Raw genomic sequence first — 19,157 nt, forward strand, 5'->3', positions numbered from 1 at the left:
GGGATCGATCAGTCCTGATCTCCGCCAGGACCTGAAGAACGACGACCATCGGCTCGCCGGGACGATCCATGTGCGGGACCGCGACGGGCCTGGCGGTGTGCCGGTGAGGACGTTCTCGAGAACGGACGACGCGTCCGATGCCATCGCGAGCCAACTTTCGAACGAGGAAGCGGCCGCGGACACAGGGCGGAGTGCCCCTAAGACTAATGGGCTCGGAGCGGTGGTAGCCAGGTGATCCCGGGGACCGCCGGGAGGGCCGGCCGCCGGACCTGCGAGAGGCATGGGAAATCCGCCCTCCTGCAGGGGAAGGCGGATCGGGGAAACGCCGGGAAGACGGCGTGGTGGCAGACCAGTGGGCCCCGCGCGGGCCGGCCCCCGGCTTGCCCGGGCGGCGTACGGGGACCGGAGCCGCTGCCGTCGCCGGACGAGCGCGAGCGGGTGTCGGCCCTGCTCGCCCGGCTGCCGCACAGCATGGCCATGCCCGTGAACTAGCGCTTGACCTTCTTGCCCTCGGGGGTGACGGCGTACCACTCGCCGCCGAAGTCCTTCACGCCGTTGCCGAGCACGTCGCCGGCCTTCTGGTCCTTGGAGTAGTAGTAGAGCGGGTGCTTGTTGTAGGTCACCTGCGTGCTGCCGTCCTCCCGATGGAGAGTCCCGAGCAGGTTCGCGTGCACGCCCGTGCCGGCCTGGGGCGGGCCGACGGTGAGCACGGGCGGCCACGCGGCCGCGCACGCCTGGGTGCAGGCCGAGGTGCCGCCCTTGTCCTTCGTGAACAGATACACCGTGCGGCCCTCCACGCCGACCAGCACGGTGCCGAGCGAGGTGGACGCCGCGTCGATACGCGCGGGCCCCGTGGGGGACGCCTGGACGGGAGAGGTCGGCGACGCCGAGTGATCGGTGGCGGACGGCGTCGTCTCCGATTGGTTCTCGGAGGGCTCGGGCGTCTGCGACTCGTTGAGCTGGTCGTTGGCGACGCGGCTGGCGTCGTCGCCGGCACCGCCGCATCCGGCGGCCAGCAGGCTGATCGCGACCGCGCCGGCATACAGCAGTTTCCTCATGTTCGGCCTCCTGAAGAGTGAGCGAGTCGGCTCCCAGGAGACACGCGGCGACGGCGGCCCCGCCGCCCGGACGCGAAGATCCAGGACAGGCCTTTGCCGTTTCGTGGGTTCCCGCTCACGGGGCTCTCACCGCCCTCAGGGCGATTCCGCCACCGATGGGGATGAACATCTGGATCCGGGGAAAATCGGAGTAATCCGTACGGGCAGGGCAGTGCGCGCCGACACGTGAACCGATAGCGGGGGGGTGCCGAGGCCACCGGCCCGTGCGATGACATGCTGAGGCTGCGACGCCCGCCGGCGCGGCCGTCCGGCCCGGCGGGGGCGGCGTCCCCGGCGAACCGCCCCCCTTCGCCCGATCTCGTGTGACAGACAAGGAGCGTCCGGATGGCCGAGCGTACGCAACCGCCCACCGTGGAACCGTCGGAGCTGAGGCGCCGCCTCGGCCGTACGGGAGTGTGGCTGTTCTCACTGTCGAGAACGGCGACCGCGGACGAGGCCAGAACGGCCGCGGCGGAGATCGAGCGGCTCGGATACCCGGCGCTCTGGGTGGGCGAGGCCCCGGACGGGCGGGAGGCGTTCACGAACTCGGCGCTCCTGCTGTCGGCCACCGAGCGGCTGCACGTGGCGACGGGCATCGCGAACATCTACGGCCGGGACGCGGTGGCCGCGGCCAACGGCGCCGCGACCTTGGCCGAGGCGTGGGGATACCGGTTCGTGCTCGGCCTCGGTGTGAGCCACAAGCCGCTGGTCGCCCCTCGCGGCCACGAATACTCCGCGCCGCTGCGGCTCATGCGGGACTACCTCGACGGGATGGACCAGGCGTCGTTCGGCGTGTTGCCGCTGGCGGAGAGGCCGCCCCGGGTGCTGGCGGCGCTGCGCCGCCGGATGCTCGAACTGGCGGCGCAGCACGCCCAGGGGGCGCACACGTACTTCGTGCCGCCCGAGCACACCGCGAAGGCGCGCGAGATCCTCGGCCAGGACCCGGTCCTCGCTCCGGAGCAGGCCGTGGTGGTCGAGACCGACGCCGGGCGCGCCCGGGAGATCGCCCGCGAATACGCCGCCTTCTACCTCTCCCTGCCCAACTACACGAAGAACCTGCGCGAGCTGGGCTTCTCCGACGACGACTTCGCGGGCGGGGGCAGCGACCGGCTCATCGACGCGATCGTGGTCTGGGGCGAACCGGAGACGATCGCCGAGCGGGTGCGCGCCCACCACGACGCGGGGGCCGACCACGTGTGCGTACAGCCCCTGGCCGATTCGGTCGGCACGCAGATAGAGCACCTGCGGCTGCTGGCCCCCGCTCTCCTGGGATGACGGCGTGACCACGGCGGCTCCCGGGCGGGGGCGCGGCGAGCAGGGCGGGCAGAACGGGCAGGGCAGGCAGAACGGTCAGGGCGGGCAGGGCGGGCAGAACGGGCAGGACTCTTTGATCCCGCCGGACCCGACGAGCCTGGAGGCGTGGATGCGCCAGGTTCTCGGCCTGGCCGGCGCCCGGGCCTCCGCGTTCCCCCCGCCCCTGCCCACTGCGCCCCTGCCGCCCACCCCGCCTCTGCCGTCCACGCCGCCCTTGCCGTCCACCGGGCCGGGTCACCCGGGTCGTTCCGCGGAGGCGGACGGCCCGGACCACGGCGGGAACGCGAAGTAGCCCGAGCAGGCCGCGCGGGCCGCCCAATCAGGCCGCCTAGCGCACCTGCTCGGCCAGCCGTTCGAGACTGTCGTCCAGGGCCTGCTCCACCGCCTCGGCCGGGGGCGTGTGCCGCTCGTCGAAGAAGGACAGGTGGACCGTCACGTCGCTGCTGTCGTCGCCGATGCCGGCGACCTGCAGCCATCCGGCGTACCGGTCCACGTCGCGGGTGCCCCACTCCATCCGCAGCTGGTCCTGCTCGGCCCGCAGCAGGGCGCGTTCGTCCTGTCCCGTCTCGTCCTCGTGGACGGTGACCGCGGGCGGGTCCTCGGCGTGTACGTGCAGCTCACGGGGCATCCAGAGATCGAGTTTGCCGACGTCGCACGCCTGGCGGAACACCTGGTCGGCCCCTGCGGGCATCCTGCGGGACCGCTCGAACTCGGTCATGGTCCGTCACTCCTCCCCCTTCGGCGTAGGGCCCCTACCCGCCGCGGTGCGGTCCATCCTCCGGCTCGGCACCTGGTGGGCACCCCCTTCTCCTGCGGGGGGACGCGGCGGCGTAGGGTCCGGTGCATGACCGATCATTACGATGTCGTCGTCCTCGGCGCCGGGCCCGGCGGCTACACCGCCGCGGTCCGTTCGGCCCAGCTCGGGCTCAGCACAGCGGTCGTCGAGGAGCGCTACTGGGGTGGGGTCTGCCTCAACGTCGGATGCATCCCCTCCAAGGCGCTGCTGCGTAACGCCGAACTCGCCCACATCCTTATGAACGAGACCAAGACGTTCGGCATCCAGACGGACGGCCCGATCACGCTCGACTACGGCGCGGCCTTCCGCCGCAGCCGCCAGGTCGCGGACGGGCGCGTCAAGGGCGTCCACTATCTGATGAAGAAGAACGGCATCACGGAGTATGACGGCCGGGGCACCTTCACCGGGCCGAACTCCATGGAGGTGCGCGGCGCGGACGGCTCCGTGCGCACGGTGACGTTCGGCCACTGCATCATCGCCGCCGGGGCGACGACCCGCCTGCTGCCGGGGACGTCCCTGTCCGAGCGCGTGGTGACGTACGAGGAGCAGATCCTCAGTGAGACGCTGCCGGAGAGCGTGATCATCGCGGGCGCCGGCGCGATCGGCGTCGAGTTCGCGTACGTGCTGCACAACTACGGCGTGAAGGTCACGATCGTCGAGTTCCTCGACCGGATGGTGCCCCTGGAGGACCAGGAGGTGTCGGCGGAGCTGGCGCGGCGCTACCGGCGGCTCGGCATCGACGTGCTGACCTCCACCCGGGTCGAGTCGATCGACGACAGCGGCGACAAGGTGCGGGTCACGGTCTCGAAGAACGGCGAGACGTCCGTGCTGGAGGCCGACAAGGTGCTGCAGGCCATCGGCTTCCAGCCGCGCGTCGAGGGATACGGCCTGGAGAACACCGGCGTACGGCTGACCGAGCGGGGCGCGATCGCCGTGGACGGCCGCTGCCGCACGAACGTGCCGAACATCTTCGCCATCGGGGACGTCACCGCGAAGCTCATGCTGGCGCACGCCGCCGAGTCGATGGGCATCATCGCCGCCGAGACCATCGCGGGGGCCGAGACGATGGAGCTCGACTACGTGATGATCCCCAGGGCGACCTACTGCCAGCCGCAGATCGCGAGCTTCGGCTACACCGAGGCCCAGGCGCGCGAGCAGGGCTTCGACGTGAAGGTGGTCAAGTTCCCGTTCACGGCCAACGGCAAGGCGCACGGCCTGGGCGACCCGACCGGCTTCGTCAAGGTCCTCAGCGACGCGAAGTACGGCGAGATCCTCGGCGCCCACCTCATCGGGCCCGAGGTGACCGAGCTGCTGCCCGAGCTGACCCTGGCCCAGCTGTGGGACCTCACCGTGCACGAGGTGGCGCGCAACGTCCACGCCCACCCGACGCTGGGCGAGGCGGTGAAGGAGGCGATCCACGGCCTGGCCGGGCACATGATCAACATGTGAGCCGTGGAACGGCGGGGTTCGAGCGGGCCCCCGCCCTCCGCGCCGGCCCCGGCCGGTGGCGGTGGCCGACGCGCGCGGAGATTGCCGACGGGTGGGGTCAGATTCCGGGAGTGGCCGTCATGCCGTGGGGGCTCAGGTCGAATTCCAGGCGGACGCCGCCGATGGTCGTCGAACGCTCACTGTCGGCGTTCTTCTTCGCCCAGCCGGCCGCCTGCTTGCGCAGGGACTTGCGCGGGATCAGCAGCGTGTCGGCCATGGTGGAGAAGAGGCTGGTGCAGGCGACCGTGTGCAGGCCGAGCCAGCACGTCGCGGCCACCTGCCGGACGCTGTCCTCCTTGTCATACTCGATGTACACGGACATGTCGCCGCGGTCGTCCGGCGGCTCGCACTCCACCCGGTGTGCGGCGCCGCTGGAGGTCTCGTCCTTGTCGGGCTTCTTCGCGCACTTCCACTTGTTGGACTTCTTCAGCCAGTCGTCGGAAATCATGGCGACGGTCACGCCGGGCAGGTAGCGGCGGTCGCCGCCGGGGAAGTCGGCGGAGAACGCGGGCGGCCTGGCGCTGCCCTTCGGCGAGGCGCTGCCGAGGCCGGCGGCCGCGCCGACGCCGCCGCCCAGCAGCAGCCCGGCGGTCACGAGGCCGATCACCAGGCCGATCCCCCGGCCCCCCGTGCCCGGAGCCTGCCCGTACGGGCCCGGGGGCGGCCCGGCAGGGGTCCCTTCCTGCGGCATGCCGTACGGCTGGGGCCGGCCAGGCTGCGACTGCCCGTACGAGTGCGGCGGGCCGGGCTGTGGGGCGGCGGCGGGCGGCGGATTCCGGACAGGTTGCCAGGCGGCGCCGTCCCACTGGTATCTGCCGTCCGGAGAGTACGGCCCGGGCGGTTGAGCTGTCACGACGTCGCCTCGATGGTGAGCTCGGTGGCGTTCGACTCGGGGTTCTGCAGCACGTATTCGTAGTCGAGGATCTTCGCCCTGGTGTCCTTGCGCTTCGCGATCTGCTGGCTCAGCCAGTCTCTGATGTCCTTCGATGTGGCCGGGTCGTCGCGGTAGGGCATGATCGCGAACCAGGACAGATAGGCCAGACCCGTGCCGGCCATCGTCGCCTCGTCGGCCCGTCTGACACGCATCGACATCTGGTGGATGAGGTCGTCGTACACCCGGAACCACACGTCGAAGTACGTCGCGCCGATGTCGAGCTCGCAGTGCCAGTCGTCGCTGTCGGTCGTGCACGCGTAGCCCTGGCCCCGCATCGTCTCCACGACCGTCATCGCCTTGAGGCCGGGGATGCATGTGTCGCCGCCGCACGACTCGGTGACCTGGGTGAGACGGTGATTGCGCGCCAGGACGAACGTGCCGGTTCCGGCCAGGACGAACGCGACCAGACCGGCCACCACCGCCAGGAGGCGCCTGGGCTTGCGTGGCGCCTCCGCTGTGCCGGAGTGCGGGGGGCCGGGATGTGAGGAGCCGGGGCGGGCAGGACCGGGGTGCGGAGGGCCGGGGTACGGGCCGGGAGGCGGGGAAGCGGGCGGCAGGGTCATCTCACCCACCGTTCCGCACGAAGCTCACCCATCGGCTGCGGAAGGCGCCCGCCGACATCCCGAGGACCCGCTTGCTGATCCCCTCGAAGACCGGCAGCTCGACGAAGGGCATGTCGAGCGAGTCCGGGTGCTGGATGATCGAGGCGTACAGCTCCACGGCGGCGTCGCGGCCCTTGAGCCGTTCGGCGAGGCTGAAGACCGTCGAGCCGAGGCAGTAGTTGAAGTCGATGTTTCTGCCGTAGAACGTCCGCGAGTCGGGCACGGTGCCGCGGAACGTGCCGGCCCGCACGCCGTTCGCGACGACGTCGCGGATGAGGGCGGCCTGTGCCGGGCTCCCGATGGTCTCGGTCCAGCGGGCGAAGCCCTCGACCGCCCACAGGGGCGGCCCGAAGTCGTTGAAGCTCATCGTCATGGTGAGGCGCGCCGAGACCGCGTGGGCCAGTTCGTGGCGGATCGTCAGGTTCGGCGGCGCGTCGTGCGACTGGTGGCTGCGCAGGTTGACCACGATGCGGGAGGCGGCGAACTCGCCCGCGAACGTATGCCCGTCCTTCTTCACGCCCAGCGTCCTGATCTGGTAGCCGAGGTTGTCGGGGTTGAAGTCGCCCCCTGTGCCGAGGTCGAACCACTGCCGGAAGTTGGCCGGGTCGCGGGTGAAGAACAGCACGTGGCCGGGGTAGCTGAGGCGTCTGCCCCACAGCCGCTCGACCAGGGCCAGCTCCCGCTCGGTGACCGCGGCGTAGCGGTCGAGGTCGTTCACGCTCTTGTCGCCGACGAGCCACACCTTGCCGCCCACCTTCTGGACGTGCAGCGCGTCGGTGTTCCAGGGCGCGTTGGCGAGCGGGCCGTCGAGACCGAGCTTCTCCCGGTTGTTCCGGGTCGCCCCGGCGATGTCCGCGACGACGAACGAGCCGCCCTTCTCCCGCAGCCGGTACGAGAACGTCTCGGCCGGCGCGATGTCACCCGGCCCTGCGTCGGCGGTGAGCTTGGTGATCCTGATCAGCGGCGCGAACCGGAGATCACCGTTCTTCTCCGTCCTCTTGACGGCCCGCTCGTCGATGAAGCGGACCTCTTCGAGCTCGAACTGGCGCAGGTTGCCGAACAGCGCCTTCTCGCGCCGGATCAGCGTCGTGTTGGAGGGGTCGAGGTCGGCCAGGTAGCCCTTCTCGTCCCGTTTCATCAGGGCGGTGGCCCGGCGGTCGAGGATCTCTCGCAGGCGTTTGCCGTTCGATCCGGAGGCCTCGTAGTCCTCACTCTCGATCGTGGGCCGAGGCGGTGAGCCGCAGCCGGCGACCAGAAGCCCCCCGGCCAGCAGCACGGCCCGCCTCGACCATCGGAGCCCGTCGGTCAGCGATCTCGGCTCTGGCACCTTTCCCCCAGGAGCGGCACGGTCGGCGGTGAAACACCGGGCACACGGGGCACCGGCGGCTCGCGCGCCCCACCTTAGATCACTTCGGCGCCGCCCTTTACAAGAAATGTGGATTTATCTCGACATATGATCATGCCCACTCGGCGAATACGCTGGTCAGGGGCGAATTCCGCTATCACACCCCGACTCGGGGCGGCCGGCGGGAACAGGCCGGCGCCGAGCGGCCCCCGGCCGGACCGCATCCGCCGGCGCGTACGGCCCGGCGTTCCCGGTCCGAATTCCACGCGCGGACGACCGGTCACGCCCTCGCCAACGGTCCGGGACTACGCGGCCTGAAATGCGGAAATGCCGATTACCGAACACGCATTCGGCTCCCGCGGCCATTCCCCGGGAAACACTTCCCACGGCGCCGATGAATGGTCGGCTACGCTGGGAAATCAGGCCGTGCGCGAAACGCCGTGGCCGCGTGCGGGCGAACAATGCGAGGGCGGCCCGATGGCGAGGGACAACGCGAAAAACACCGGCTCCCCGGTCGGCGCGAACACGCTGATGGCTCTCATGCGCGATCTGGCATTTCCGCCGTGCGCGATCGAACGGTCTTCGGTGGTGCCGCAGGACGTCACCCGGCGGGAGAACGACGCGGAGCACTCCTTCACCCTGGGCCTGGCCGCGGTCTGCCTCGCCCCGCTGATCGACCCCGCCCTGGATCCGGGCCGGATCGCCAGGTATGCGCTGGTCCACGACCTGCCCGAGGTCCACGCTGGGGACGTCTCGGTCTACGCCGACCCGGCGGAACGCGAGAAGAAGGCCGTACGCGAGGAGGAGGCGAGGGAGATCATCGCCCGCGACTTCGGCGGGACGTTCCCCTGGCTCGTGGAGGACCTGTACCGCTACAAGGCGCAGCACGATGCGGAGAGCAGGTTCGTCTACGCCCTCGACAAGCTGCTCCCCCACGTCAACGTGCTGCTGGCCGACCACCACCCGCTGCGGCCCACCTGGGCGGCGTACAAGCGCACGGAGATCACGGCCAGGCGGAAGATCCGCATGAGCTGCCCGGCACTGCTGCCGTTGTTCGACGAGCTGTGCCGGGAGTTCGCACGGCGCCCGCACCTGTTCTCCGGCGGGGTGTCACCTGGCGTGGGAGATGACGATGTTCGCGACGGCGAGCAGGACCGCCCCGCAGACGGCGCACAGCACCCTCAGCGGCAGCTCGACGCCCGGCCCGAGCACGGCGGGCAGGGCGACGAGAACGGCCCCGGCCGCGCCGGCCGACACCCGCGTGAGGAGACGCGACCGCGAGCGGCGCACGACCACAGGAAATCCCGCGCTCGTCGTCAGTGAGCCGCCTCCCTGCTCTGGGCCCGCCCTGGTGTCGGCGGCCAGCGTGATCCCGACCCGCGCGAGCGCGTCGAAGCCCAGCATCTCGGGCCGCAGCCAGAACTCCACCGTGTCGTATCGCGACGCCACGTCGTACGAGTCGTCGGACGCGATCTTCAGGAAGGTGCCGTCGGTCGCGCAGACCAGCCGTTTCGGAGCCGGCGTGTAGCCGTCGGAGTAGAAGCTGACCCGCATCCGCACCGAGTCGCCGTCGCTCAGGTGCAGCCGCCCCTCGGCGTCGAGGGTGCCCGTCCTGCCCCTGCCCAGCAGCGGTTCCTCGGTGCGGACGAAGTAGGAGGACCTGTACGTGGGATGCCGGGCCAGCCGCCGGGCCACCCCGAGCCACGCGCCGGGGTCGTCGCCCGGCGTTTCGTGCAGGTGGAGGTCGGGGAAGCGGGTGGTAGCGGGATACCAGCGCCCGCCGTTGGCCTCCGCGAGCCTGTCCACGAACCAGCCGCCCTTGGCCCTGATGTCCGCCTCGGTCAGCGGGAAGTCCTCCAGGTTCGCGTAGTCGTCCACCCGGAGCCGGAAGGTAGCCATGTCGGCCACGCACGCGGTCGCCACCACCGTGGCGAAGCGCACGGGCACGACGAACGGCTCGGTCTCGGGCGACTCCCGGTCGGCCAGGAACGCCACGAGGCACCGCCGGCCGACGGCTGAGCCGTTCGCGATCGCCTGTTGCAGGGCGCCCGCCACGTAGTCGGTCTCGTAGCGGAACTGGATGATCGCCCGTCGGGGCAGGGCCAGCGCCCTCAGGACGTCCTCCGCGTATCGCCGCCTGCTGTCGGACGACAGCAGCAGCACCGAGGGCCGGACCCCGCTCATGGGCCCGCTCATGGGCCCGCTCATGGACGCGGTCATGTGGCCGGTCATGGGCCCGGTTATGGGCGCGGTCGTGTCCCGGGTCATGGCCGCCTCCGGAGCTCGTCCAGGTCGCGCAGGCGGTCGGCGAGCGCGAGGAAACGCCGCCACACCCGGTCTCTCGGCAGCTCGTCGAGGCGCAGGCGCGCCGCGGTCTCATACCGCAGCCCCCGATCGGTCAGCGCCCGGTGCTCGCCCAGGATGATCGGCTCGCGTACGCCGTCCGACTGGTCGGCGGTCAGGTCGACGACGAACCGCCGGGGGTCGTGGGCCGGGCCGATCTCGACCCAGCAGTGGTGGCTCACGTCTTCGGCGTCGTCGCGGCCGATGCGCAGCCGCCCGTAGCAGTAGACGGGTTCGAGCAGCAGGTCGGCGCGGAGCCTGCGGGCGAGCCAGACGGAGGTGACCCCGCACTGGCCTCGGGGGTCGCCCGCGGCGGCCGGCGACTCCTGATAGCGCGGGTGGACCGTGCGGTCCGACCAGCAGGACTCCAGCATCCGGCGGTAGCCGAGCAGGCGGTCCTTCCACTCGAGCGAGGCGAAGTCCGCCTTGAGGGGTCTCACATGGTCGCCGCCGGAGTGGGTGCGGCTCGACACCCTGATCAGGCCCCCGACCCCCGCGACGTTCCGCTTCGCCGCCGGGGTGACGCCGAGGGCCATGAGCACGTTGTCCGGGGTGTCCAGGAGCTGCGGCAGCGACTCCCCGGACATGCGGCGGGTCTGGAAAAGGCCTTTGTCGTCGTAGCGATACGCCACGGGCGACAGGGCGATCGGCCGGAATCCCGACGCGATGAATGAGGTGCCGCAGAAACCGAGCATCGGGTTGTATGCCGTGATGACATAATCCCCGGCGTTTCGTGCCCTGATCTCCCGGACCGCGTGGGCGATAGTCAGGCTCATGAGGTTCGCCGGAATTCCCGCCAGCCCGTGCATTCTTGTCAGGACCATTATCCGGTCCGGATCAACGTCCAGCCCGTGCCCCGTGAGCGCGTCCAGGACATACTGGCGGTCGCATCGCGAGAAGGCGACGTACGTGATCGGCATCGTCGCGCCCGGCAGGAAGAGCCCGAACTGCGCGGCGGTGTCTGCCCTCTCGCTGTGGAGGTAGTGCAGTCTCGACTGGACCAGGTGGCCGGCGCTCGGTCTGACCTCGGCGAAGCGCAGGCGGGTGTGATAGCCGTCGCCGAACGACAGGCTCAGGTCGCGGTGCGCCTTGCGCACGTTGAGGAGGACGGAGGCGTGGGCCTGGTGGGCGGCGTCCTCCGCCGACTGGCGCACCTGCGCCGCCCGGACGACGGCCTGCAGCCGTATCTCCTCGTACACCTTGTCCGGAGACCAGCCGGCGATGGCCGGCCTGCTCAACCGGGGCAGGTGCAGTCTTACCTGGATCTCCAGGGTCCGGAGGCCGACTCCGACCGTCTCGGCGTCCGCGCGAATGCGCGTCCCCATCGCGCCGACGAAGGTCTCGACATCCGGATCACGAAGCCCGTCCACTCGCGCGCCCTCGCTTCGCGCTTTCTCCCTTCGCGGCGTACGCGTGGTCTTGGGCACTTCTTCTCCCGCAATCCGCGAGAATCTAGTCAGTGACGCCGTCAAGGATAGAACTCGGACCGCACGCTGTCAGGGCTCTCGCCGAGTTGGTATCACCTTTTATCGGATTCGCCGGAATTGCGAGCCGATTTTTCATTGACGCCCGCTACGGTGGCGGCGAACACGGCCGGCACTGCAGGCGGCGGCACTGCAGGCGGCGGAGCCGGCGGATAGAGGGCCGCAAGCGCGTGGGCGGTCGCCGCCATCTCGCGCCGCAGCTCGGCCGGCTCCAGGACCTCCACCTCGGCCCCGAGCTTCAGGAACTCCGTCCGCGCGTGCGTCACCGACTCGACGGGCACGGTGGCGGTGACCCAGCCCCGCTCGTCCGGTGGGCTTGCCGTCTCGTCCACCGCCCCGGCGACGGCCGAGCTCATGATCTCCCCGAGCCGCTCCCGCCCCCGTGGCGACAGCCGGATCACCGCGTGCCCGCGCAGCAGCCGGGAGCGGAAGCCGGCCAGATGCTCGCGCCAGTGACGCTCCAGGTCGAAGCCGGTTGGGCGCTCGAACGTCTCGTCGGTCACCGTGAGCGCGAGGATCTGGCCGACCCGGTAGGTGCGCAGCGCGCCGTCGCACCGCGCCACGAGATACCACTTCCCCGCCTTCAGGACCAGCCCGTACGGCTCCAGCCTTCGCTCGACCTCGCAGGGCTCGGCCCACCGGCGGTAGCGGACGTGGACGACCCGGGTGTTCCAGACGGCCTCGGCGACCTCCCGCAGGTATGGCGACCGGTCGCCGTCGTAATACCAGCCGGGCGCGTCGAGGAGGAAGTGCTCCCGCACCCGACGCGCCTCCTCCCGCAGACCGGCCGGGAGCGCGGCCTCGATCTTCAGCTCCGCCGCCGCCAGCAGCGCGCCGAGGCCGAGGTCGGCGGCCGGCCCCGGCAACCCGGACAGGAACAGCGCAGCGGCCTCCCGCTCGGTCAGGCCGGTGAGCCTGGTGCGGAAGCCGTCCATCAGCCGATAGCCGCCCTCGTGCCCGGCCTCGCCGTACAAGGGGATGCCCGCGGCGTGCAGCGACTCGACGTCGCGGTAGATCGTGCGGACGCTGACCTCCAGCTCGTCGGCGAGCTGCCGGGCCGTCATCCGGCCGCGCGACTGCAACAGCAGGAGGATCGACAGCAGCCGGGACGCGCGCACGCCCTCACCATCGCACGACTCCACTGACGAAGGGTGTCAGTGAAGCGGACCTACCGTTCCCGGCATGGCCTTCATGGAGAAACTGCTCGTCGTGCCGCCCCCGATCGAGGTGAGCGGCTATCACGTCAAGCGCTACCACGTCACCGCCGACCCGGCCGGCATCGCCCCCGAGGTCGAGAAGGCGGCGTACGCCGTCCTGCCCGAGTTGCTCCCGGAGCCGGACGGCACGCCCCCGGCCGCCTTCGTCGTGCTCCACAGGGGCGGGGACGACGGGGCCTACCTCAACACCTACACCTGGACCTGGGACAACGCCCTGCACTGCGGCATCGCGGTGGCCGGTCAGCCGGTGCTGGGCTGCCCCGACCGGGACTCCACGCACTTCGTCCGGCTGGAACGCCCGCTCATCGGCTGTGTCTGGGAGCTGTCGCCGATCCTGCACGAACGCGACGCGTGGGTGCGGCATGTGCTCGCCCCCGACCGGCCCGACCTCGCCGCGTACCTCGCCGACACGCTGCCCGAGGGCACGACAGGAGACCGCCGATGAAAGACCCACGCGCACTGATCAGGGGCGACGTCCCGGGCGCTTGACCGGGAGATCACCACGGGTGATCGTCGGGGCCTGCTCCACGAACCGGTCCCCCTTCGACCCCGGAGTGATCGATGCGAAGAGCCCTGGCCCTCCCGCTCGCCGCCGCCCTGGCCGCCTCCCTGCTCGGGGCGGCGGACCCCGCCCGGAGTCCGGCGCCCCCGCGAGGCGACGCCGTCGAGATCACGGTCAACGCGCACGCCGGGCTCGGCACCCTCCACGAGGCGGCGTACGGCGCCAACGCCGCCGTCTGGGACCCGCACATGAACGACCCGGAGGTGGCGCGGCTGTACAAGCGGGCGCGCATCGCCGCAGTGCGCTATCCCGGCGGGTCGTACGCCGACCTCTACCACTGGGGGACGCACACGGCGCCGGGCGGATACGTGGCGCCGGGCACGGAGTTCGACACGTTCATGGGCACGGTCAGGAAGGCCGGCGCGCAGGCCATCGTGATCGCCAACTATGGCACCGGCACGCCCGAGGAGGCCGCCGGCTGGGTCCGGTACGCCAACGTGACCAAGAAGTACGGCGTGAAGCTCTGGGAGATCGGCAACGAGCTCTACGGCAACGGCTATTACGGTGCCACCTGGGAGGCTGACGACCACCCGGACAAGAGCCCCGCGGCGTACGCCCGCAACACGCTGGAGTTCGTCCGCGCGATGAAGGCCGTCGACCCCACGATCGAGATCGGGGCGGTGCTCACGATCCCCGGGAGCTGGCCGGACGGCGTCGTCGCCGCCGGTGACGCGGCCGGTTGGAACCACACGGTCATCCCGGTGGTGGCGCCCGAGATCGACTTCTTCACCGTGCACTGGTATCCCGGCACGAGCATCCCGGACACCACGGGTGACGTCGTCGGGCTGCTGGCCTCTCCGCCGGGGCTCGCCGAGATGCTGGCCCAGGTGCGGGCCGACGTCGCCGCCCTGGCCGGGCGCGACGTGCCGCTCGCGCTGACCGAGGTCGCCTCCAACATCGGGCGCAACACCCACGCGGCCGGGCTGTTCGCCGCCGACACCTACCTGACCGCGCTGGAGAACGGCGTCTTCACCGTGGACTGGTTCGACACCCACAACGCACTGGAAAAGGTCTCCATGATCGACGGCGAGACCGACTATCAGGACATCGGCTTCCTGTCGCTCGGCCAGTGCGCCGACGGCGCGTGCGAGCCGCCGCTCAACACGCCGTTCCCCGCCTATCACGGCATCGAGATCCTCCACACGGCCGCCGGGCCGGGGGACGACCTGGTCAGGGCCGGCTCCAGTCAGCCGAAGGTGGCCGTGCACGCCGTACGGCAGGCCGACGGCGACCTGGCCGTCGTGATGATCAACAAGGATCCGTCCACCTCCTATCCCGTACGGCTCCGCTACACCGGGTTCACCCCCTCCGGCCGGAGCCCGGTGACGTACACCTTCACGAGGGGGGCCACCGGGCTCGCCAGGGCCGAGCAGGGCGACCCGTACACGCGGGCGCTCCCGCCCTACTCGGTCACGACGATGACCGTGCGGGCGGCGAAGGGCCCGAAGCCCGCGCCGGCCCCGGGCACCCCGACGGCACGCCGCGACGCGGGCGGCGTCCCCGGTGCTGTCACCGTGAGCTGGCCGTCAGCCGGGCCCAGGGCGGACCGGTACGAGGTGTACCGGCAGACGGGCACCGACACCGTCCTGCTGGGCACGACCCGGGGCACCTCGCTGACGCTGCGCGGCCTGGAGCCCGGCGCCTCCTACACGGTCAACGTGCTGGCCAGGGAGCGGTCGGGGCGGCTGTCGCGGCCGTCCGCGCCGGTGACCTTCACCGCCCCCACACCGCCGGACGGCACCTGCGCGGTCCGCTACCGGGTGACGCAGGGCTGGGGGCGGGGCTTCACCGCCGAGGTGACCGTCACCAACCGGGGCACCGCGGACCTCACCGACTGGGCGCTGACGTTCCGGTTCCCGGTCGCCGGGGAGCGCGTCAGCAGTGGGCAGGGCGGCACGTGGACGTCCGAGGGACAGGACGTGCGGGTCGTTCCCGGCGAGCAGGCGCGGACGATCCCGGCGGGCGGGTCCGTCACCCTCGGGTTCGTCGGCGCCAACGACGGGGCCTACCCCTCCCCCACGGTCTTCCGCCTGAACGGCACGGTCTGCTCGACGCTGTGACCGGCGCTTTCTTGGCGCGATCATGAAGTCGTCTTGCACCCGGTCTAGAGGCCAGAGTGAGAGACTCCTGAACAAGCGCCTGCCGTGTCAGGTGCGAAACCCCGCGGCTCATCGCCAAAAACAAGCCGCCCGGTGTGGTAACGGCGAAACCGCTGGAAGCCCGCCCTCCTCGCCGCGAAGGCCGAGGAGGGCGGAGCCCGCCAAGCCCGCCCGCCGAGCCCGCCCACCGAGCCCGCCCGCCGAGCCCGCCCGCCGAGAGCCCCGTCAGGAGGGGCCGCCGTCCGGGGGGCCGTATCCTCCGCCGCCGGGGGTCTCGATCTCCAGCACGTCACCCGGCTCCACCCGCGCCGAATCGCATCCCGCCAGGCGGACCACGTCTCCGTTCGCGCGCCGCACCCGGTTGACGCCCAGGGCTCCGGGCGCGCCGCCGGCCATGCCGTACGGCGGCACGCGGCGGTGGCCGGACAGCACGCTGACCGTCATCGGCTCGCGGAACCGGATGCGGCGCACGGCCCCGTCCCCGCCGCGCCACCGTCCGGCGCCGCCGCTGCCGCGCCGTACGGCGAACTCCTCCAGCAGCACGGGGAAGCGCCATTCCAGCACCTCGGGGTCGGTCAGCCGGGAGTTCGTCATGTGGGTCTGCACCACCGACGCCCCGTCGAACCCGTCTCCCGCCCCGGACCCCGAGGCGACGGTCTCGTAGTACTGGCGCCGTTCGTCGCCGAAGCTGACGTTGTTCATCGTCCCCGACCCCTCGGCCTGGACGCCCAGCGCCGCGTAGATCGCGCCGGTGATCGCCTGCGAGGTCTCGACGTTGCCCGCGACGACGGCGGCGGGGTACGCGGGGGCCAGCATCGACCCCTCGGGCACGACGATCCGCAGGGGCCGCAGGCACCCGTCGTTGAGCGGGATCTCGTCGGCCACCAGGGTGCGGAAGACGTACAGCACTGCGGCGGTGACCACGGCGGACGGCGCGTTGAGGTTGGAGTCGAGCTGGGGCGAGGTGCCGGTGAAGTCGATCGTCGCGGCGCGGCGGGCGCGGTCCACCGAGACGCGCACCGCGATCACGGCGCCGGAGTCCGTCTCGTAGCGGTAGCTCCCCTCGCTGAGGGCGTCGACGACCGCGCGGACCGCGCTTTCGGCGTTGTCCTGCACGTGCCGCATGTAGGCCCGCACGACGTCGAGGCCGAAGTGGCCGATCATCGCGCCGACCTCCTCGACGCCCTTGGCGTTCGCGGCGATCTGCGCGCGCAGGTCGGCCAGGTTGGTCGCGGGGTCCCTGGACGGGCAGGGCCCCTCGGTGAGCAGCCGCCGCGTCTCCTCCTCGCGCAGGCCGCCGCGGTCGGCCAGCAGCCGGCAGTCGAACAGCACGCCCTCCTCGTGCACGCTCCTGCTCGTGGCGGGCATCGAGCCGGGCGTCAGCCCGCCGATCTCCGCGTGGTGACCGCGGGAGGCCACGAAGAACAGGATCTCCCGGCCCGCGTCGTCGAAGACGGGGGTGACGACCGTGATGTCCGGCAGGTGGGTGCCGCCGTGGTAGGGATCGTTGATCGCGTACACGTCGCCGGGCCGGATCCCGTCCCCCCGGCGGCGGATCACCTCCTTCACGCTCGCGCCCATCGACCCCAGGTGCACCGGGATGTGCGGCGCGTTGGCGACGAGATCGCCGCCCGCGTCGAACAGCGCGCAGGAGAAGTCGAGCCGCTCCCGGATGTTCACCGACTGCGCGGTGGCCTCCAGCCGGGCGCCCATCTGCTCGGCGACGGACATGAAGAGGTTGTTGAAGACCTCCAGCATCACGGGGTCGGCCTCGGTGCCCACGCCCGTGGCACGTGGGCGGGCCCGCTCCCGTTCCACGAGCAGATGCCCGTACGGCGTCACGCCGGCCCGCCAGCCGTCGTCGACGACGGTGGTCGCGTCGGCCTCGGCCACGATGGCCGGGCCGGTCAGCGTGTCGCCGGGGCGAAGCCGTTCCCGCCGGTAGAGCGGCACGTCGCGCCACGTGCCGCCGGTGTACATCCGCACTGTGTACATCCGCACCGTATGCATCCCCTCGGCCGCCGCTCTGGGCCCCCCGGCGCCGGATCCGGGTGCGAGGTCCGAGAGGCCGGGCCGCTCGGTCAGGCCCACCGCCTCGACGGAGACCGCCTCCGCGACCAGCGGCCGGTCCATGAGGAAGGAGTAGGTCCGCAGGTGGGCGGCCTCGAACGCGGCCACCATCGCGTCCGTCTCTGCCAGGTCCACCTGCAAAGGCGTGTCGGTGCCGTCGTAGCGCAGCCGCACCCGCCGGCTCACCCGGATGCGCGCGTCCGGCACCCCTTCATCCGACAGTTCTCGCCGGGCCGCCGCCTCCAGGGTGTCGGCGAGACCGGTCAGGCGACGCGTCGTGGCGGGGTCCAGCCGGGCCTCGACCGACTGCTCCCGCAGCACGGTCGTGTCTGCCAGCCCGATGCCCAGGGCGGACAGCACGCCCGCCATCGGCGGCACCAGCACCGTGCGGACGCCGAGCGCGTCGGCCACCGCGCAGGCGTGCTGCCCTCCGGCGCCGCCGAACGTCGTGAGGGCATATTCGGTGACGTCACGGCCCTTCCGCACGGATATCTGCTTGATCGCGTTGGCGATGTTCGCGACCGCGACCCGCAGGTAGCCCTCGGCGACCTGCTCGGGATCACGCGCGTCGCCGGTCCGGGCGCGGATGCCGGCGGCCATCTCGGCGAACCGCCGCCGCACCTCGTCCACGTCCAGCGGCAGGTCGCCGTCCGGGCCGAAGACCTCGGGGAAGTGGCCGGGCTGAATGCGGCCGAGCATGACGTTGGCGTCGGTGAGGCACAGCGGGCCGCCGTTGCGGTAGCAGGCCGGGCCGGGGTCGGCCCCCGCGGAGTCCGGGCCGACCCGGTAGCGCCCGCCGTCGAACCGCAGGACCGACCCGCCGCCCGCCGCCACCGTGTGGACGGCGATCATCGGCGCGGACAGCCGTACGCCGGCCACCTGGGTCTGGACGACCCGCTCGTACGCGCCCGCGTAGTGGGACACGTCGGTCGAGGTGCCGCCCATGTCGAAGCCGATCACCTTGTCGAACCCGGCCAGCCGGGACATGCCCGCCATGCCCACGACGCCCCCGGCCGGGCCGGACAGGATGGCGTCCTTGCCGCGGAAGTGCCCGGCCTCGGCCAGCCCGCCGTTCGACTGCATGAACATCAGCCGTACGCCGGGCAGTTGCCGGGCCACCGACTCGACATACCGGCGCAGGACGGGAGACAGGTAGGCGTCGGCCACGGTGGTGTCGCCGCGGGGCACCAGCTTCATCAGCGGGCTGACCTCGCTGGAGCAGGACACCTGGGCGAAGCCCGTGCGCCTGGCCAGGCTCCCGATCGCGCGTTCGTGCGCCGGGTGGAGGTGGCTGTGCAGGCAGACCACCGCGACCGCCCGCACGCCCTCCTCGCGCAGCCGCCGCAGCTCCGGCGCGAGCGCTTCGAGGTCGGGCGGCCGGAGCACCTCGCCGTCGGCGGTGATCCGCTCGTCCACCTCGGCCACACGCTCGTACAGCATCTCCGGCAGCACGATCCGCCGCTCGAAGATGTGCGGGCGGTTCTGGTAGCCGATGCGCAGCGCGTCGCCGAACCCCTTGGTGACGACCAGCGCCGTACGCTCGCCGCGGCGTTCCAGCAGGGCGTTGGTGGCGACCGTGGTGCCCATCCGCACCGACTCGATCCGCTCGACCGGGATCGGCTCCCCCTCCGGGACGTCCAGCAGGGCGCGGATGCCCGCCACGGCCGCGTCGTCGTAGCGCGCCGGGTTCTCCGACAGGAGCTTGCGCGTCACCAGCCGCCCGTCCGGACGACGGGCGACGACGTCGGTGAACGTCCCGCCGCGGTCCACCCAGAACTGCCACCGATCTCCAGGCATCGGATCCCC

The 19,157-nt window shown here is 71.7% G+C and carries 14 protein-coding genes; 6 read left to right on the forward strand and 8 right to left on the reverse strand.

The genetic code is table 11. The features are described 5' to 3' along the window. Window positions 1–488: 488 nt before the first annotated feature. Window positions 489–1,058: a COG4315 family predicted lipoprotein gene (locus tag FLX08_RS41500; RefSeq protein ID WP_208761650.1), complete on the reverse strand. Its 570-nt coding sequence runs from the start codon at window positions 1,056–1,058 to the stop codon at window positions 489–491. 384 nt (window positions 1,059–1,442) lie between these two features. Between FLX08_RS41500 and FLX08_RS25345 the strand changes: the two genes are divergently transcribed. Beyond that, on the forward strand, window positions 1,443–2,372 hold the full coding sequence (locus FLX08_RS25345) for a TIGR03620 family F420-dependent LLM class oxidoreductase (RefSeq protein WP_142622055.1): 930 nt from the start codon (window positions 1,443–1,445) through the stop codon (window positions 2,370–2,372). 4 nt (window positions 2,373–2,376) lie between these two features. Continuing rightward, window positions 2,377–2,703: a hypothetical protein gene (locus FLX08_RS25350; protein WP_142622057.1), complete on the forward strand. Its 327-nt coding sequence runs from the start codon at window positions 2,377–2,379 to the stop codon at window positions 2,701–2,703. Between the two features lie 36 nt (window positions 2,704–2,739). Here FLX08_RS25350 and FLX08_RS25355 read toward each other — a convergent pair whose 3' ends face one another. After that, window positions 2,740–3,129 (reverse strand): SRPBCC family protein, encoded by a 390-nt coding sequence (locus tag FLX08_RS25355; protein WP_142622059.1) that lies wholly within the window; start codon window positions 3,127–3,129, stop codon window positions 2,740–2,742. A gap of 126 nt (window positions 3,130–3,255) precedes the next feature. Between FLX08_RS25355 and lpdA the strand changes: the two genes are divergently transcribed. Further along, window positions 3,256–4,656, forward strand: coding sequence for a dihydrolipoyl dehydrogenase (lpdA, locus tag FLX08_RS25360; protein WP_142622061.1), 1,401 nt, complete (start codon window positions 3,256–3,258; stop codon window positions 4,654–4,656). A gap of 97 nt (window positions 4,657–4,753) precedes the next feature. Here lpdA and FLX08_RS25365 read toward each other — a convergent pair whose 3' ends face one another. The 3 genes from FLX08_RS25365 to FLX08_RS25375 all read right to left on the reverse strand — a co-directional run bounded on the left by FLX08_RS25365 (window position 4,754) and on the right by FLX08_RS25375 (window position 7,558). Then, window positions 4,754–5,548, reverse strand: a complete 795-nt coding sequence (locus tag FLX08_RS25365; RefSeq protein WP_142622063.1) for a hypothetical protein — start codon at window positions 5,546–5,548, stop codon at window positions 4,754–4,756. After that, window positions 5,545–6,045, reverse strand: coding sequence for a hypothetical protein (locus FLX08_RS25370; protein WP_142622065.1), 501 nt, complete (start codon window positions 6,043–6,045; stop codon window positions 5,545–5,547). The genes FLX08_RS25365 and FLX08_RS25370 overlap by 4 nt, the downstream gene beginning before the upstream one ends. A gap of 148 nt (window positions 6,046–6,193) precedes the next feature. Beyond that, on the reverse strand, window positions 6,194–7,558 hold the full coding sequence (locus FLX08_RS25375) for a hypothetical protein (RefSeq protein WP_142622067.1): 1,365 nt from the start codon (window positions 7,556–7,558) through the stop codon (window positions 6,194–6,196). Window positions 7,559–8,053: 495 nt separating this feature from the next. Between FLX08_RS25375 and FLX08_RS25380 the strand changes: the two genes are divergently transcribed. After that, window positions 8,054–8,899, forward strand: a complete 846-nt coding sequence (locus tag FLX08_RS25380) for an HD domain-containing protein (protein ID WP_167530563.1) — start codon at window positions 8,054–8,056, stop codon at window positions 8,897–8,899. A gap of 941 nt (window positions 8,900–9,840) precedes the next feature. Here FLX08_RS25380 and FLX08_RS25385 read toward each other — a convergent pair. Together FLX08_RS25385 and FLX08_RS25390 are read right to left on the reverse strand one after the other, a co-directional pair. Beyond that, window positions 9,841–11,289 (reverse strand): hypothetical protein, encoded by a 1,449-nt coding sequence (locus tag FLX08_RS25385; protein ID WP_142622071.1) that lies wholly within the window; start codon window positions 11,287–11,289, stop codon window positions 9,841–9,843. A 149-nt stretch (window positions 11,290–11,438) separates the two neighbouring features. Then, window positions 11,439–12,521: a helix-turn-helix transcriptional regulator gene (locus tag FLX08_RS25390; RefSeq protein WP_142622073.1), complete on the reverse strand. Its 1,083-nt coding sequence runs from the start codon at window positions 12,519–12,521 to the stop codon at window positions 11,439–11,441. A 64-nt stretch (window positions 12,522–12,585) separates the two neighbouring features. Here FLX08_RS25390 and FLX08_RS25395 point away from each other — a divergent pair, with 64 nt between their 5' ends. Both FLX08_RS25395 and FLX08_RS25400 read left to right on the forward strand, forming a co-directional pair. Next, window positions 12,586–13,065: a hypothetical protein gene (locus FLX08_RS25395; protein ID WP_142622075.1), complete on the forward strand. Its 480-nt coding sequence runs from the start codon at window positions 12,586–12,588 to the stop codon at window positions 13,063–13,065. Window positions 13,066–13,181: 116 nt separating this feature from the next. Further along, window positions 13,182–15,242 carry a cellulose binding domain-containing protein gene (locus FLX08_RS25400; protein WP_142622077.1) on the forward strand — a complete coding sequence of 687 codons (2,061 nt, stop codon included), beginning with the start codon at window positions 13,182–13,184 and terminating at the stop codon, window positions 15,240–15,242. 264 nt (window positions 15,243–15,506) lie between these two features. Here the strand turns inward: FLX08_RS25400 and FLX08_RS25405 are convergent, their stop codons facing one another. Next, window positions 15,507–19,148, reverse strand: coding sequence for a hydantoinase B/oxoprolinase family protein (locus tag FLX08_RS25405; protein WP_142622079.1), 3,642 nt, complete (start codon window positions 19,146–19,148; stop codon window positions 15,507–15,509). Between the last annotated feature and the right edge of the window lie 9 nt (window positions 19,149–19,157).

Origin of the sequence: Microbispora hainanensis (assembly GCF_006874475.1) — a bacterium.
Taxonomy (GTDB): Bacteria; Actinomycetota; Actinomycetes; order Streptosporangiales; family Streptosporangiaceae; genus Microbispora; species Microbispora hainanensis.

What these genes read in the sequence shown, in the direction of transcription:
- FLX08_RS41500 (WP_208761650.1), bottom strand. Translation starts at nt 1,058, where the DNA reads ATGAGGAAACTGCTGTATGCCGGCGCGGTCGCGATCAGCCTGCTGGCC.
- FLX08_RS25345 (WP_142622055.1), top strand. Translation starts at nt 1,443, where the DNA reads ATGGCCGAGCGTACGCAACCGCCCACCGTGGAACCGTCGGAGCTGAGG.
- FLX08_RS25355 (WP_142622059.1), bottom strand. Translation starts at nt 3,129, where the DNA reads ATGACCGAGTTCGAGCGGTCCCGCAGGATGCCCGCAGGGGCCGACCAG.
- lpdA (WP_142622061.1), top strand. Translation starts at nt 3,256, where the DNA reads ATGACCGATCATTACGATGTCGTCGTCCTCGGCGCCGGGCCCGGCGGC.
- FLX08_RS25380 (WP_167530563.1), top strand. Translation starts at nt 8,054, where the DNA reads ATGGCGAGGGACAACGCGAAAAACACCGGCTCCCCGGTCGGCGCGAAC.
- FLX08_RS25395 (WP_142622075.1), top strand. Translation starts at nt 12,586, where the DNA reads ATGGCCTTCATGGAGAAACTGCTCGTCGTGCCGCCCCCGATCGAGGTG.
- FLX08_RS25400 (WP_142622077.1), top strand. Translation starts at nt 13,182, where the DNA reads ATGCGAAGAGCCCTGGCCCTCCCGCTCGCCGCCGCCCTGGCCGCCTCC.
- FLX08_RS25405 (WP_142622079.1), bottom strand. Translation starts at nt 19,148, where the DNA reads ATGCCTGGAGATCGGTGGCAGTTCTGGGTGGACCGCGGCGGGACGTTC.